At 67.0% G+C, this 14,188-nt stretch carries 15 protein-coding genes and 1 tRNA gene; 11 read left to right on the plus strand and 5 right to left on the minus strand.

Annotated elements, in window-relative coordinates:
* The coding region (ruvX, locus tag OXR08_RS14710; RefSeq protein ID WP_267351016.1) for a Holliday junction resolvase RuvX at positions 1-422 on the minus strand (422 nt) is incomplete at its 3' end.
* Positions 419-1,528, minus strand: a complete 1,110-nt coding sequence (locus tag OXR08_RS14715) for a DUF3089 domain-containing protein (protein WP_267351017.1) — start codon at positions 1,526-1,528, stop codon at positions 419-421. The genes OXR08_RS14715 and ruvX, both read right to left, overlap by 4 nt.
* A 140-nt stretch (positions 1,529-1,668) precedes the next feature.
* On the opposite strand from OXR08_RS14715, the gene gatC reads away from it, so the two are divergent.
* From gatC to OXR08_RS14745, 6 genes are all read left to right on the plus strand, one after another.
* Positions 1,669-1,971 (plus strand): Asp-tRNA(Asn)/Glu-tRNA(Gln) amidotransferase subunit GatC, encoded by a 303-nt coding sequence (gene gatC, locus OXR08_RS14720; RefSeq protein ID WP_267351018.1) that lies wholly within the window; start codon positions 1,669-1,671, stop codon positions 1,969-1,971.
* On the plus strand, positions 1,971-3,455 hold the full coding sequence (gatA, locus tag OXR08_RS14725) for an Asp-tRNA(Asn)/Glu-tRNA(Gln) amidotransferase subunit GatA (protein ID WP_267351019.1): 1,485 nt from the start codon (positions 1,971-1,973) through the stop codon (positions 3,453-3,455). Before gatC ends, gatA begins: the two co-directional genes overlap by 1 nt.
* Positions 3,456-3,691: 236 nt before the next feature.
* Positions 3,692-5,164, plus strand: a complete 1,473-nt coding sequence (gene gatB, locus OXR08_RS14730) for an Asp-tRNA(Asn)/Glu-tRNA(Gln) amidotransferase subunit GatB (RefSeq protein ID WP_267351020.1) — start codon at positions 3,692-3,694, stop codon at positions 5,162-5,164.
* A 143-nt stretch (positions 5,165-5,307) separates the two neighbouring features.
* A complete protein-coding gene (locus OXR08_RS14735) occupies positions 5,308-6,003 on the plus strand; it encodes a hypothetical protein (RefSeq protein ID WP_267351021.1) in 696 nt (231 codons plus the stop codon).
* A complete protein-coding gene (locus OXR08_RS14740) occupies positions 6,000-7,175 on the plus strand; it encodes a M48 family metallopeptidase (protein ID WP_267351023.1) in 1,176 nt (391 codons plus the stop codon). The genes OXR08_RS14735 and OXR08_RS14740 overlap by 4 nt, the downstream gene beginning before the upstream one ends.
* Entirely contained in the window at positions 7,175-7,786 is a 612-nt protein-coding gene (locus tag OXR08_RS14745) for a hypothetical protein (protein ID WP_267351025.1), read from the plus strand. Before OXR08_RS14740 ends, OXR08_RS14745 begins: the two co-directional genes overlap by 1 nt.
* A 519-nt stretch (positions 7,787-8,305) precedes the next feature.
* Here the strand turns inward: OXR08_RS14745 and OXR08_RS14750 are convergent.
* The 3 genes from OXR08_RS14750 to OXR08_RS14760 are packed head-to-tail and all read right to left on the minus strand — an operon-like array spanning position 8,306 to position 8,908.
* Entirely contained in the window at positions 8,306-8,554 is a 249-nt protein-coding gene (locus tag OXR08_RS14750; RefSeq protein WP_112381034.1) for a hypothetical protein, read from the minus strand.
* A 14-nt stretch (positions 8,555-8,568) separates the two neighbouring features.
* On the minus strand, positions 8,569-8,739 hold the full coding sequence (locus tag OXR08_RS14755; RefSeq protein WP_267351028.1) for a hypothetical protein: 171 nt from the start codon (positions 8,737-8,739) through the stop codon (positions 8,569-8,571).
* A 4-nt stretch (positions 8,740-8,743) separates the two neighbouring features.
* Entirely contained in the window at positions 8,744-8,908 is a 165-nt protein-coding gene (locus tag OXR08_RS14760) for a hypothetical protein (protein ID WP_267351030.1), read from the minus strand.
* 110 nt (positions 8,909-9,018) lie between these two features.
* On the opposite strand from OXR08_RS14760, the gene OXR08_RS14765 reads away from it, so the two are divergent.
* The 5 genes from OXR08_RS14765 (at position 9,019) to clpX (ending at position 14,105) form a co-directional block, all read left to right on the plus strand.
* Positions 9,019-9,103: transfer RNA gene (locus OXR08_RS14765), tRNA-Leu, on the plus strand.
* 61 nt (positions 9,104-9,164) lie between these two features.
* The gene (gene tig, locus OXR08_RS14770) at positions 9,165-10,841 is read left to right on the plus strand and encodes a trigger factor (protein WP_112381033.1); all 1,677 of its coding nucleotides are present in this window, start codon (positions 9,165-9,167) and stop codon (positions 10,839-10,841) included.
* 191 nt (positions 10,842-11,032) lie between these two features.
* Entirely contained in the window at positions 11,033-11,971 is a 939-nt protein-coding gene (locus tag OXR08_RS14775; RefSeq protein ID WP_112381032.1) for a glycosyltransferase family 2 protein, read from the plus strand.
* A gap of 55 nt (positions 11,972-12,026) precedes the next feature.
* Positions 12,027-12,713 carry an ATP-dependent Clp protease proteolytic subunit gene (locus tag OXR08_RS14780; protein WP_112381031.1) on the plus strand — a complete coding sequence of 229 codons (687 nt, stop codon included), beginning with the start codon at positions 12,027-12,029 and terminating at the stop codon, positions 12,711-12,713.
* Between the two features lie 123 nt (positions 12,714-12,836).
* The gene (clpX, locus tag OXR08_RS14785; protein ID WP_112381030.1) at positions 12,837-14,105 is read left to right on the plus strand and encodes an ATP-dependent Clp protease ATP-binding subunit ClpX; all 1,269 of its coding nucleotides are present in this window, start codon (positions 12,837-12,839) and stop codon (positions 14,103-14,105) included.
* The last annotated feature ends 83 nt before the right edge of the window (positions 14,106-14,188 follow it).

Raw genomic sequence — 14,188 nt, forward strand, 5'->3', positions numbered from 1 at the left:
ATATGGGCGGCGGCGAAGTTGTCGATCTTCTCGGCGCGTTTGGCGCGGCTCATGTCCTGTTCGATCATGAAGCGTTCGACCGCGACGGTGGACCAGCGTTCGTCCCAGAGCAGGACGGGCCCCAGATCCTCGCAATTGCGGGCAAAGGCGCGGGTGGATTGCGAGCGGGGGCTTTCCGAACCGTCGAGATTGAGGGGGAGGCCGATGACGAGCCCCCTGACCGACTGCTTGGCGATCAGGTCGGCGAGCAGCGCCTTGTCCTGCGCGAATTTGGTGCGGCGGACGAGGGTGGCGGGGCTGGCAAAGGTCCAGCCGGCATCGCACAGCGCGGTGCCGATCGTCTTGGTCCCGACGTCGAGGCCGAGCAGGCGACCGCCGGTGGGAAGCGCCTCGCGAAAGACGTTGCGGTCGAGCGTGATCACCGCGCGAACGCCGCCAGCCGGCGGTTCGCATCCGCGCGGACATTGGCCCAGAACAGGCTGTAGTCGTAGACATGGTAGTTGTTGCCGGGCAGCACATAGGGGCCGACATTGGGGCCGTCACCGATCAGCAGGAAACCGCGATCGCCGCAGCGGGCGGCAACGCGGTTCGGCAGCAGGTCGGCGGTCTTGAGATCGGGCGAGGGGTAGAGCGTGCCGAGATTGGCAGTGGCGGGTGCCTGCACGTTCGGAGTTCCGGTCAGCGGGTTGGTGCACAGCATCGGCGTGTCGCGGCGCGGGGCGCCGTTGAAGCCCTGCGTCTGATCGTACACGTCGAGGATCAGCGATGGGTCCGCCGGCTCGGCAAAGGTCTGCCACGAGAGGATGCAGCCGGTCTGGTCCGCCGTCCCGCAGGCGGGCAGGCCCATGCGCGGCAGATCGGTGGTGACGGAGACGGGCCAGCCGACCACATAGGCGGCGACGATACGGCGGGCGAGGGCGGGGTTGCCCGCCACCCGGTCGCGCAGCAGCCGGGTCAGGTGGAGCGCGCCCTGGCTGTGGCCGGCGAGGATGATCGGGCGATCCGGCCCGATCGTGTCCAGAAACGAATCGAACGCCGCGTCGATGTCGCCATAAGCGAGCGCCAGCGCCCGTTCGGCATCCGCCACGCTGGTCAGGAAGGCGCCGAACGTCGCCTGGCGATAGCGCGGCGCCCAGACATCGCCCGCTGCGTTGAACGCGCTGGCCTGGCCGCGCAGGAACAGCGCGGTGCGCTCGTTGGTCTCCGCATCGTCCAGCGGCGCGTTCCAGCTCGCCTTGCTGATATAGGAGGTCGGGTGGATGAAGAAGATCGCGGCCCCCGTGCCGGTCTTGCCCGGCGCATGGCCGGCGGGCGTCCATTGGGCCGGATTGTTCGGGAGTTCGGGACGCGCGAGCCACAAGGCGGTGCGATCGTAGAGCGACGGCGGGGCCGCCGGCTGTGCCCGGAACGACTCGCCCGGCACCGTCGACCAGCGCAGCAACTGGTTGCCGAACAACCGGTAGGCGAAGGTCGCGGCTATCGCGAGCACGATGAGGCCCGCGACGACATAAAGGAATTTGCGGGCCACATCATATCTCCGTTGTGCAGTGCAGCAATAGCATCGCCGCCGCAACCGCCAACTCCGTGCCGTAGCGTTGCGCAGGTTGCAATCGGCGTCACGTGGCAAAAGCGTTGCGCGCGGAGTGGCGGCATTGTAGCCGCAGGGGCATGTCCGTAGATACTGCAACCGTGAAACGGATCGCGAGCCTGGCGCGCATCGCGATCACCGACGAGGATGCCAGCCGCCTGGCGCCCGAACTGGGCAACATTCTGGGCTGGATCGAGCAATTGGGCGAGGTCGACACCAGCGGGGTCGAGCCGATGACCGCGGTGATCCCCAATACGCTGCGCCTGCGCGACGACGTGGTGAACGCCGATCCGCTGACCGGCGGCGACCTGCGCGATGCGCTGATGGCCGGCGCCCCCCAGGCCGAACATGGCTTCTTCACGGTGCCCAAGGTGATCGAATAATGAGCGACGTGACCAATCTCGGCATTGCCGGCATCCGCGACGGCTTCCGCGCCGGCGACTTCTCCGCACGCGAGGTGGCCGAGGCCTTCAACGCGAAGGTGGCGGCTGCCAAGGCGCTGAACGCGTTCCTGGTGGAAACACCCGACCATGCGCTGGCCGCCGCCGACGCCGCCGACAAGGCGCGTGCAGCGGGCGATGCGGCCAAGCCGCTGGCCGGCGTGCCGATCGGCATGAAAGACCTGTTCTGCACCAAGGGCGTGGCAACCACCGCGGCGAGCCACATCCTGGAAGGCTTCGTGCCGCCCTATGAGTCCACCATCTCGCAGAAGTTGTGGGATGCGGGCGCGGGCATGCTCGGCAAGCTGAACATGGACCAGTTCGCCATGGGGTCGTCCAACGAGACGAGCGCGTTCGGCAACGTCATCTCGCCATGGCGGCGGAGCGACGGCGGCAATGCCGCGCTGGCGCCGGGTGGATCGTCTGGCGGTTCGTCCTCGGCGGTCGCGGCGCGGCTGTGCCCGGGTGCGACGGGGACGGACACCGGCGGGTCGATCCGCCAGCCGGCCGCGTTCACCGGCATTTCGGGTATCAAGCCGACCTATGGCCGCTGCTCGCGCTGGGGCACGATCGCCTTTGCCTCCTCGCTCGACCAGGCGGGGCCGATGGCGCAGGACGTGCGCGACTGCGCGATCATGCTGGAGGCGATGGCGGGTTTCGACGCCAAGGACGCGACGTCGCTGCAACTGGACGTGCCGAACTGGGAAGCAGGGCTGAACGCGGGCCTGAAGGGCAAGCGGGTCGGCGTGCCGCGCGAATACCGGGTCGACAACATGCCCGCCGAGATCGAGGCGCTGTGGAGCCAAGGTATCGACTGGCTGCGCGATGCAGGCGCCGAGATCGTCGAGGTCTCGCTGCCGCATACGAAGTACGCGCTGCCGGCCTATTACATCATCGCCCCGGCCGAGGCCTCGTCCAACCTCGCGCGCTATGACGGCGTGCGCTATGGCCTGCGCGACCTGCCCGAGGGGGCGGGGTTGCAGGACATGTATGCCGCGACGCGCGCCGACGGCTTCGGCCCGGAGGTGAAGCGCCGCATCATGATCGGCACCTATGTGCTGTCCGCCGGCTTCTACGACGCCTATTACACGCAGGCGCAAAAGGTGCGGGCGCTGATCGCGCGCGATTTCGAGCGGGCGTTCGAGCAGTGCGACGTGCTGTTGACCCCGACCGCGCCGTCCGCGGCGTTCGCGCTGGGCGAGAAGCAGGCCGATCCAATCGCGATGTACCTGAACGACGTCTTCACCGTGCCCGCCAGCCTTGCCGGCCTGCCGGCGATGAGCGTGCCGGGCGGGCTGGATGCGGGCGGTCTGCCGCTGGGCCTGCAGATCATCGGCAAGCCGCTGGACGAGCAGGGCGTGCTGAACGCCAGCCTGGCGATCGAGCAGCGCGCGGGCTTCACCGCGCGGCCCGAGGCCTGGTGGTAGGCCTTGGACGCAGCCGATCTTCTTGAGGCTTGTCTCGAGTTGGTCGGCTGGGTTGCCGACGCCGCGGGGGATCGTCGTGAACGGGATGACGATGCCCCGGCCCGGCGGCGAAGTGCGGCTGTGACGAAGAATATGGGGTCGTCGGTCGGGCCCCGTTTGCATGTGTGGAGCAAAGGTCGCCGCGGTGAAGACCTGACCGGTACCAAGCGCTCCGACGGAATTGGGCAGGAAGCGAAATGACGGAATCAACCTACCGCATCCAGGGTGCCACCGGCGAGTGGGAGGTCGTGATCGGCCTGGAGGTGCACGCGCAGGTGACGAGCCGGGCGAAGCTCTTTTCGGGCGCAGCGACGGCGTTCGGGGCCGAACCCAACACGCAGGTGTCGCTGATCGACGCGGCGATGCCCGGCATGCTGCCGGTGCCGAACCGCGAGTGCATCCGCCAGGCGGTGCGCACCGGCATGGCGATCGATGCGCAGATCAACCGCTGGTCGCGGTTCGACCGCAAGAATTATTTCTATGCCGATCTGCCGCAGGGTTATCAGATCAGCCAGCTCTACCACCCGCTGGTGGGCGAGGGGGCGATCGAGATCGCGCTGGACGAGAAGGACCCCGAAGGCTCGGTCAAGTCGATCGGCGTCGAGCGCATCCATGTCGAGCAGGATGCGGGCAAGCTGATGCACGACCAGCATCCGACGCGCTCCTATGTCGACCTCAATCGTTCGGGCGTGGCACTAATGGAGATCGTCAGCCGGCCGGACATGCGGTCGCCGGCGGAAGCGGGGGCTTATTTGCGCAAGCTGCGCGCGATCCTGCGCTATGTGGGTTCCTGCGACGGCAACATGGAAGAAGGCTCGATGCGCGCCGACGTGAACGTCAGCGTGCGCAAGGTCGGCGACGAACTGGGCACGCGGACCGAGACGAAGAACGTCAATTCGGTGCGCTTCGTGATGGCCGCGATCGAATATGAGGCCAAGCGTCAGGTCTCCGTGCTGGAGGATGGCGGCAGGATCGTCCAGGAAACGCGGCTGTTCAACGTCGAGAGCGGCACGACGCGGTCGATGCGGTCGAAGGAAGATGCGCATGATTACCGCTACTTCCCCGATCCCGACCTGCTTCCGCTGGAGCTGGACGAGGCGTTTCTGGAGGAGTGTCGCGCCAGCCTGCCCGAACTGCCCGACGCCAAGCGCAAGCGGTATGAGGGCCTGGGGATCAGCGCCTATGCCGCCAATGTGCTGACCGCCGAGGTGGAGGCGGCGCGCTGGTTCGATGCGCTGCTGGAGACGGGCGCCAAGCCGGTGCCGGCGGCGAACTGGGTGACGTCGGAACTGTTCGGGGCGCTGAACCGGACGGGGAAGGGGATCGAGAACAGTCCGGTGAGCGTGGACCAGGCGGCCGAGCTGCTGGCGCTGGTGGCGGACGGGACGCTGTCGGGCAGTCTGGCCAAGCAGGTGTTCGAGGTGATGCTGGAGACCGGCGACGGCGCGGCCAGGATCGTGGAGGAGCGCGGCCTGAAGCAGACCAGCGACACCGGTGCGATCGAGGCGGTGATCGCGGGCGTGCTGGAGAAGAACCCCAACCAGCTGGCGCAATATCGCGGCGGCAAGGAGGCGCTGTTCGGCTTCTTCGTCGGGCAGACGATGAAGGCGATGGGCGGCAAGGCGAACCCGGCCGTGGTCAACGACCTGCTGAAAAAGGCGCTTGGCTAAGCCAGACGGGCGGGCAGGCAGCTTGTAAGAAGCTGCGCTTGCCCGCCGCGCCCACCCCGGATTAGGTTTCCTGCGGCTCGTGACGCGGGCCGGAACCGGGGGGTTTTTGCATGTCATCGCGCTGGTTCGCTGCGTTTGCGGCGATGCTTCTGGTCGTACCGGCAATGGCGGACGCCAAGATCCGTTTCGACCGCAACTTCCGCTTCGACGGTGGCAAGCCGGTGCGGATCATCGTCTTTCGGCCGGACGTGAAGGTGGGGGCGATGGGCGCGGGCGGGGTCGAGGAGGCGAATGCCGACTGGACCGCGGCGGCACGCGACAAGCTGGTCGCACAGGTCAAGGCGAACCAGCAGGCAGCCGGCAACGAAGCGGTGTTCCTGGCCGAGCAGGACGGCGAGGCGGGGCAGCTGATCGCGGAGTATCAAGCGCTGTTCCGCACGGTGGCGGGCGCGATCGTCCAGCACAAGATGAACCCGGCGGCGAGCCTGCCGACCAAGAAGGACCGGTTCGACTGGACGCTGGGCGAGGGCGCAGCGCGGCTGGGGCCGATCGGCGGCGGGGACTATGCATTGTTCCTGTCGACGCACGACGCCTATGGCACGGCCGGGCGCAAGGCGTTGCAGATCTTCGCCGCGCTGGCGGTGGGGGCGGTGGTGCAGGCGGGCGTGCACGAAAGCTATGCCGCGCTGGTCGACCTGAAGACCGGCAACATCGTATGGTTCAACGTCGATCCGGGATCGGGCGGTGACGTGCGCACCGACGAGGGCGCGGCCAAGCGGGTTGGGCAGTTGCTGGCCGAGTTTCCGACGGCGCAAGGGCGGCAGGTCGCGGCGAAATGATCGCGCATGTGCTGGCGGCGCTGGCGCTGCTTGCCACAGGGCCGGCGCAGGGCGGTTCCGCGCAGGCTGGGCCGGGTGCGGGGATCGGCATGGGTTACCAGCCGGCGGACAAGGACGAGCGCGGGCTGTGGATGGAGGTGGACGAGCTGGAGCGTCGGTTCCGGACCAGCGCCTTCGTCATCCGCGATCCGGCGCTCAACGCCTATGTGCGCGGCGTCTTCTGCCGGATGGTGGACGCGGCCGCATGCCAGGGGGTGCGCATCTATCTGGTGCGGACCGCGGATTTCAACGCATCGATGGCGCCGACCGGCATGATGATGGTCAATACCGGCCTGTTGCTGCGCGTGCGCAACGAGGCGCAATTGGCCGCGGTGCTGGGCCATGAATATGCGCATTTCACGCGGCAGCATTCGCTGCGCAACCTGCGCGACATGCGGGGCAAGGCCAATGCGCTGGCGTGGCTGTCGGTGCTGCCGGTGCCGGGGCTGGCGGGCGCGGCGGCGATGGGCGCGGTGCAGTTCGGGCTGATCGGCGCGATCTTCCATTTCTCGCGCGCGATGGAAAGCGAGGCGGACGCGGGATCGGTGCCGTTGATGGTCAAGGCCGGCTATGACCCGCGCGAGGCGGAAAAGGTGTGGGAGCAGTTGCGCGCCGAGCAGGACGCGACCGCCGCGGCACGCCACACCCGCAGCCGCAAGAACGACAATGGCGGGCTGTTCGCCACGCATCCCCCCAGTGCGGAGCGGATCGCGGCCCTGCACGCGCTGGCGGCCGGCGGGACCGGCGAGGACGGACGCGCGGCGTATAGCGCCGCACTGGCGCCGTGGTGGCCGCAACTGGTGGACGATCAGGTGAAGCTGAACGACACGGGTGCGACCGACTTCCTGTTGACCGCGCTGGCCCATGAGGGGTGGACTGCCGACCTCCTTTATGCGCGGGGCGAATTGTACCGCGCGCGGGGGCAGGTGGCGGATCTGGGCCAGGCGGCGGGTTTCTATCGCGAGGCGATCGCCCTGCCGGGCGCACCGGCCGAGGCGTGGCGCGGGGCGGGGCTGGTGGCGCTGCGCACCGGGCGGGCGGACGAGGGGCGCGCGGCGCTGGCGGAATATCTGCGGCGCAAGCCCGATGCGACGGACAAGGCGATGATCGGCATGATGGCGGAGGGGTTGTGATGCGCAGGGTACAGGGATGGGCGGTGGCGGCCGCGCTGATGATGGCCAGTCCGGCGCTGGCCTATGAGCTGGTGCCGCACGGCGTCCGCGTCGCGGTGGCGAAGTCGGCGCTGACGGTGCAGCCGCCGATCGACTGGAACCGGATGCAGTCGCGCCCCGGCCGCAATGCGGAAGCTTGGACACTGGACGGCATGCCGCTGAACGAGGTGACGTTCTATGGCGGCATTGCGGACGGCCAGACGCTGTTTCGCGAAGTGGACAAGAAGCGCACGCCGCTGCCGCGGTTCGGTGCGACGATGCTGGCTTCGGACGTCGTGCAGTTGTTTGAGAGCAGCTACCGGCTGGCGGGCGGCTCCGCGCTGTTCAGCGTGGACGATGTGGCACCGGCGACCTTTGCGGGGCGGAAAGGCTTCCGCTTCGCCTATAGCTTCACGCTGAAGGATGAGGAGGTGAAGCGCCGCGGCGAGGCGATGGGGGCGATCGTGGACGGGCGGCTGTATCTGATCAGCTTCGAGGCACCGGCGATCCATTATTACGAGCGGAACCTGGCCGACTATCGTGCGCTGGCCGGTACGGCGCAATTGCCGGGTGCCAGCGTGAAGGTGTCTTGAGCGGTCCTATAAGGTTGGCACTGGTTCGAGCACGTCCGGTCGCCCTCACCCTTCGCCGCCTTCGGCGTCTTTTCCCTCTCCCGGCGGGAGAGGGAGTAGCGAACCGCGGGCAGGGTGAGGGCGAACAGGGCGATCGAAAAGCGACTCGCGGGGCTCGTTGGATGACCGTTGGAAATGTTTCCAATCGTCGAGCCGACCGGGATGACGCGTTGTACGCACCGCTTCGACCATAGTCCGCTCGGCGGAAATGGAGTAGGGCGACGTCACCTCAATCCGTTCGTGTCGAGTAGAGATCGAGTAGCTCCGCAGGAGCGTATCGAGAGCTCGTATCGAGACAGTGTCACACGCGGAGACCTGTCTCTCGATACGTCGTCTCGATACACGGCTACGCCGCTGCTCGACGACTACTCGAGACGAACGGGGGAGGGATCAATAGGATGTCATCCAATTCCAAGTTCAAATCCTGAACTTGGAGGTTTGCTTCGACTTCGCTCAGCACGAACGGAGACAATAACAGCCTTATTGCTGCGTCAGGTCCTGGTTCTTCACGACGCCGCCGGTGCCGCTGTTGCCGTCGAATGCGCCTGCATCGGTGAAGGTGCCGGGTTCGTCGCCGCCCTCGCCGCGCTCGACCGCGTCCGAGCGCGCCTCGACCGCCTGTTCGATGTCGCTGCGCGCGTCATCGTCCTGCGCGGCGGGTGGGCTGTCCGGATGCGCGTCCGGGCGATCTTCGGGAAGGCTGTCGGGATTCGGTTCGGGATCGTTCATGACTGTTCCTTGTTTCAGCGGCTCGTACCGGCAAGACCGCCGGTCTCGGCGCGCATCGCGTCGGTGCCGCCAATGTCGTCAGTGTCGCCGGGCTTGCGGGCGCCGACATCGCTGGCCGTTGCGCCCTCCTCGGGGGTGAGGGGCTGGGGCGTTAGCGGGTGCTGGCCTTGCTCGTCCTGGGCCATGCGCTCAGATTTCCGCAGGCTGGCCGGTGCCCGGATCGCCCGACGGGGTGCCGGGGGAGGGCTGGTCGAAATCGGGGCCGGGTGGTGCGATTTCCGGCGGCGGGGCGTCGGGCTGTGCCGGCTGGGTGGGCTGCGGTGGAACCTCGGTCGGGGGCTGCGTGGCCATCATTTCTCTCCTTGGTACGATGGGCAAACGCGCGGGCGCTGCGCGGGTTGCCTGTTCCTCTTGCTCCGCCATGCCATGCTGATATAGACGCCCGCCCATCGGCAGTGTCCTGTGCGGGCGTGGCGGAACTGGTAGACGCGCTGGATTTAGGTTCCAGTATCGTAAGATGTGGGGGTTCGAGTCCCTTCGCCCGCACCAGTCCCGCCGCCCGGCGGGACGGAAAGCCGTCAAGAAATTTCTCCAGATTGAAGGCCTTAGGATGCAGACTGTCGAGACGCTGAACGAGGGGCTGAAGCGCGCCTATACGCTCACCATCACCACCCAGGACATCGACACCAAGGTCGATGCCGAGCTGAAGCGCCTCGCCCCGCAAATCCGCATGCCCGGCTTCCGCCCCGGCAAGGTGCCCGCGAACCTGGTGCGCAAGATGCACGGCCCGGCGCTGCAGCAGGACGCGCTGAACGCGGCGGTGCAGGAAGGCATCCAGTCGCTGATCGCCGACAAGGGCCTGCGCCCCGCGATGCAGCCGCAGGTTGAGCTGGGCGAGGGGTATGAGCCGGGCAAGGATGCGACGCTGACCGTGACGATGGAAGTGCTGCCGCAGGTGCCGGCGCCCGCCATCGACGGCCTGAAGCTGGAGCGTCTGACCGTGCCGGTCGCCGACGCGTCGATCGACGAGCAGCTGAAGAAGTTCGCCGAGCAGCAGAAGCGCTGGGACGATGCCGGCGACAAGGCGGCCGAGCAGGGCGACCTGGTCACCGTCGATTTCGTCGGCAAGACCGCCGACGGCGTCGCCTTCGAGGGCGGCACCGGCACTGACATGGGCGTCGAGATCGGCTCCGGGCGCCTGATCCCCGGTTTCGAGGACCAGATCGTCGGCGTGAAGGCGGGCGAGGAGAAGCAGATCTCCGTCACCTTCCCCGAGGACTATCCCGCCAAGGAACTGGCCGGTCAGCCGGCGACCTTCGACCTGGTCATCAAGTCGGTGAAGACCGCCGGCGAGGCGACCGTCGACGACGAGATGGCCAAGAATCTGGGCCTGGAGGGTCTGGACCAGCTTCGCGAGCTGCTGAAGGGGCAGATCGAGCAGGAGCATAACGGCCTGACGCGCACCTACATGAAGCGCAAGCTGCTCGACCAGCTGGCCGAGGGGCATGACTTCGAAGTGCCGCCGTCGATGGTCGAGGCCGAGTTCTCGCAGATCTGGGCGCAGCTCGAGCATGAAGCGACGCACGAAGCCGATCCGGAAAAGGCCAAGGCCGAGATGGAAGGCGAGCGCGACGATTACCGCAAGATCGCCGAGCGCCGCGTGCGCCTGGGCCTGCTGCTGTCCGAGATCGGCCAGGCGAACGGCGTCGAAGTGACGTCGCAGGAAATGAACCGCCTGATCGCGCAGGCCGCGCAGCAGTATGGCGCGGAAGACCGCCAGCGCTTCATCCAGTATATCCAGCAGGAGCCGATGGCGGCAGCCCAGCTCCGCGCGCCGCTGTACGAGGACAAGGTCGTCGACTTCCTGTTCGGCAAGGCCGAGATCACCGACCGCGAGACCACGCGCGAGGAACTGGAAGCGGCGATCGAGAGCGAGGACGGCTTCGCGACCGGCACGCACATCCACAACCATGATCACGATCACGATCATCATGACCATGGCCACGATCATGACCATGCGCATGGCCATGACCATGATCACGGCACGCCGGTGGCCGAGACCGAGGTGACCGGCGACGCGGAAGACGCGCCCAAGCCGAAGGCCGCCAAGAAGAAGGCCGCGGCCAAGGACGAGACGCCGGCCGCCGAGGGTGAGCCCGCGGCGAAGAAGCCGCGCGCCAAGAAGGCCGCTGCCGCCGAGGGCGAGGCAACGGACGCCGAGGAAGGCGCCGAGGCCGCCCCGAAGAAGCCGCGCGCCAAGAAGGCTGCACCGAAGACCGAGGCGTAAGGCCTTGATGGGTGGGGTTCCCTCTGGAGCCCCGCCCACTGGCGCCGCGGCCGGGTCACCCTCACCCTTCCGCGCCTGCGGCGCTCCCTCCCTCTCCCGGCGGGAGAGGGAAGGGGCCCATCGGCAGAGCCGATGGGAAGGGTGAGGGCGGATCGCCGACGCAGAACTTTCCTTCCAGACAGGCGCCCGCCATGTCCGCCGCTTTGCCCCGTATCGCCGTCCTGCTCCCGTGCTACAACGAGGAAGCCGCCATCGCGCAGACGGTTGCCGGGTTCCGCGCCGCGCTGCCGGATGCCGCGATCTACGTTTATGACAACAACTCGTCCGATCGCACCACGCAGGTGGCCGCGGCGGCGGGGGCGATCGTCCGGCGCGAGCGGATCCAGGGCAAGGGCGCGGTGGTCCGGCGCATGTTCGCCGATGTCGATGCCGACATCTATGTGATGGCGGATGGGGACGCGACCTATGACGCCGCCTCCGCACCGGCGCTGGTCGCGCGGCTGGTGGACGAGCAACTGGACATGATCGTCGGCCAGCGGGTCAGCGAGGCGGAACTCGCCTATCGCCGCGGCCACCGCTTCGGCAATGCGATGCTGACCGGCATGCTGGCGCGGCTGTTCGGCCGCAGCTTTTCGGATATCCTGTCGGGATACCGGGTGTTTTCGCGCCGGTTCGTCAAGAGCTTCCCCGTGCTGTCGGTCGGCTTCGAGATCGAGACGGAGATCAGCGTCCATGCACTGGAGCTGAAGATGCCGTGCGCGGAGGTGGCGACGCCCTATTTCGCACGGCCCGAGGGGTCGGCGTCGAAACTGAGCACCTATGGCGATGGCTGGCGCATCCTGCGCACGATCCTGAAGCTGTACCGGATCGAGCGGCCGATGTGGTTCTTCGGCGCAATCGGGGCGCTGCTGGCGGCGGTCGCCGTGCTGCTCGCGGTGCCGCTGATGCTGACCTATCTGCAGACGCATCAGGTGCCGCGTTTCCCGACCGCGATCCTGTCGACCGGCCTCATGCTGCTGGCGGCGCTGAACCTGTTCGCGGGGCTGATCCTGGACACGGTGGTGCGCGGGCGGCTGGAGGTCCGGCGGCTGGCCTATCTGTCCCATCCGGCACCGTCTGCCGGGGCTTGAACTCCGCTCGCGGTCACGCGACATAGGGGGCCTTCAGGGCATCAGAGAGAGTTTCATGCACAATCCGTTCGAGACCGGCGATTTCGCAAGCCCGCTGGCGCAGGCCGGCGTCGGTCTTCGGCAGACCCAGGCCGGTCTGGTGCCGATCGTCATCGAGCAGTCCAACCGTGGCGAGCGTTCGTTCGACATCTTCTCGCGCCTGCTGCGCGAGCGTATCGTTTTCGTGACCGGCGGCGTTGAGGACGGCATGGCCTCGCTCATCACCGCGCAGTTGCTCTTCCTCGAGTCCGAGAACCCGAAGAAGGACATCTTCATGTACATCAACTCGCCGGGCGGTGTCGTCACGGCGGGCATGGCGATCCACGACACGATGCAGTATATCCGTCCGCGCGTCGGCACGGTGTGCATCGGGCAGGCGGCGTCGATGGGCAGCTTCCTGCTGTCGGCGGGCGAGCCGGGCATGCGTGTCGCGCTGACCAATGCGCGGATCATGATCCACCAGCCGTCGGGCGGCGCACAGGGCATGGCGTCGGACATCGAGATCCAGGCCAAGGAAATCCTGCGCATCCGCCAGCGGATGAACGAGCTGTACGCCAAATACACCGGTCAGCCGATCGACGAGATCGAGCGCCGCATGGACCGCGACACGTTCCTGTCGTCGGACGAGGCGAAGAATTTCGGCCTGATCGACGAAGTGTTCGACAAGCGGCCGGTGCCGAGCGAGGACGCCGCCGCGGCATGAGGCGAAACGGGATGAGCCGTTCTGTGTAAACGGCTTATTTCGATTGTGCGTTTACCGGGGTGCGATACGATGGGCACCCCACCAACGGAGCGCATCCGCCGGGCGGATGCGAGAGGTGATTGAATGACGAAACTGAGCGGTGGCGACTCGAAGAGCACCCTCTATTGCTCGTTCTGCGGCAAGTCGCAGCACGAGGTGCGCAAGCTGATCGCCGGACCGACGGTTTTCATCTGCGACGAATGCGTGGAACTGTGCAACGACATCATCCGCGAGGAAACGAAGTCGGCGCTGGTATCCAAGAAGGACGGCGGCGTGCCGACCCCGCAGGAAATCTGCAACGTGCTCGACGACTATGTCATCGGGCAGAAGCAGGCCAAGCGCGTGCTGTCGGTGGCGGTGCACAACCATTACAAGCGGCTGAACCACGGCGCCAAGGGTGCGGACGTCGAACTCGCCAAGTCGAACATCCTGCTCGTCGGCCCCACCGGCTGCGGCAAGACGCTGCTGGCGCAGACGCTGGCCCGTATCCTGGACGTGCCGTTCACCATGGCGGACGCGACGACGCTGACCGAGGCCGGCTATGTCGGTGAGGATGTCGAGAACATCATCCTGAAGCTGCTTCAGGCGTCGGACTACAACGTCGAGCGGGCGCAGCGCGGCATCGTCTATATCGACGAGATCGACAAGATCAGCCGCAAGGCCGAGAACCCGTCGATCACGCGCGACGTGAGCGGCGAGGGCGTGCAGCAGGCGCTGTTGAAGCTGATGGAGGGCACGACCGCCAGCGTTCCGCCGCAGGGTGGCCGCAAGCATCCGCAGCAGGAGTTCCTGCAGGTCGACACGACGAACATCCTGTTCATCTGTGGCGGTGCCTTTTCGGGGCTGGAAAAGATCATCGGCGACCGCTTGCAGGGCAAGTCGATCGGCTTTGGTGCCTATGTCGCGGCGCCCGAGGAGAAGCGCACCGGCGAGGTGCTTCGCCAGACCGAGCCGGAGGATCTGCTGAAGTTCGGCCTGATCCCGGAATTCGTCGGTCGTCTGCCCGTCATCGCGACGCTGGAGGACCTGGACGTCGACGCGCTGGTCAAGATCCTGTCCGAGCCGAAGAACGCGCTGGTGAAGCAGTATCAGAAGCTGTTCGAGATGGAGGAGGTGGAGCTGGACTTCACCGACGACGCGCTGGTCACGGTCGCCAAGAAGGCGATCGAGCGCAAGACCGGTGCCCGCGGCCTCCGCTCGATCCTGGAGGCGATCCTGCTCGACACCATGTTCGACCTGCCGGGCATGGACGGCGTGGACGAGGTGATGATCGACAAGGATGTGATCGAGGGCCGCAAGGAACCGATCCGCGTCTATGCCGAGAAGAAGCAGAAGGATGGTGCCGCCGCCTGACGGTGGGGGCGCCAACCCTCTGGACGATCAGGAAAAGCGGCTCGCAAGGGCCGCTTTTTTTGTGCGCGAATGGCAGGTGTTGG

The sequence above is a fragment of the Sphingomonas sp. GM_Shp_2 genome (assembly GCF_026540875.1).
Taxonomy (GTDB): Bacteria; Pseudomonadota; Alphaproteobacteria; order Sphingomonadales; family Sphingomonadaceae; genus Sphingomonas; species Sphingomonas carotinifaciens.

What these genes read in the sequence shown, in the direction of transcription:
- gatC (WP_267351018.1), top strand. Translation starts at nt 1,669, where the DNA reads ATGTCCGTAGATACTGCAACCGTGAAACGGATCGCGAGCCTGGCGCGC.
- gatA (WP_267351019.1), top strand. Translation starts at nt 1,971, where the DNA reads ATGAGCGACGTGACCAATCTCGGCATTGCCGGCATCCGCGACGGCTTC.
- gatB (WP_267351020.1), top strand. Translation starts at nt 3,692, where the DNA reads ATGACGGAATCAACCTACCGCATCCAGGGTGCCACCGGCGAGTGGGAG.
- OXR08_RS14735 (WP_267351021.1), top strand. Translation starts at nt 5,308, where the DNA reads ATGCTTCTGGTCGTACCGGCAATGGCGGACGCCAAGATCCGTTTCGAC.
- OXR08_RS14740 (WP_267351023.1), top strand. Translation starts at nt 6,000, where the DNA reads ATGATCGCGCATGTGCTGGCGGCGCTGGCGCTGCTTGCCACAGGGCCG.
- OXR08_RS14745 (WP_267351025.1), top strand. Translation starts at nt 7,175, where the DNA reads ATGCGCAGGGTACAGGGATGGGCGGTGGCGGCCGCGCTGATGATGGCC.
- OXR08_RS14750 (WP_112381034.1), bottom strand. Translation starts at nt 8,554, where the DNA reads ATGAACGATCCCGAACCGAATCCCGACAGCCTTCCCGAAGATCGCCCG.
- OXR08_RS14755 (WP_267351028.1), bottom strand. Translation starts at nt 8,739, where the DNA reads ATGGCCCAGGACGAGCAAGGCCAGCACCCGCTAACGCCCCAGCCCCTC.
- OXR08_RS14760 (WP_267351030.1), bottom strand. Translation starts at nt 8,908, where the DNA reads ATGATGGCCACGCAGCCCCCGACCGAGGTTCCACCGCAGCCCACCCAG.
- tig (WP_112381033.1), top strand. Translation starts at nt 9,165, where the DNA reads ATGCAGACTGTCGAGACGCTGAACGAGGGGCTGAAGCGCGCCTATACG.
- OXR08_RS14775 (WP_112381032.1), top strand. Translation starts at nt 11,033, where the DNA reads ATGTCCGCCGCTTTGCCCCGTATCGCCGTCCTGCTCCCGTGCTACAAC.
- OXR08_RS14780 (WP_112381031.1), top strand. Translation starts at nt 12,027, where the DNA reads ATGCACAATCCGTTCGAGACCGGCGATTTCGCAAGCCCGCTGGCGCAG.
- clpX (WP_112381030.1), top strand. Translation starts at nt 12,837, where the DNA reads ATGACGAAACTGAGCGGTGGCGACTCGAAGAGCACCCTCTATTGCTCG.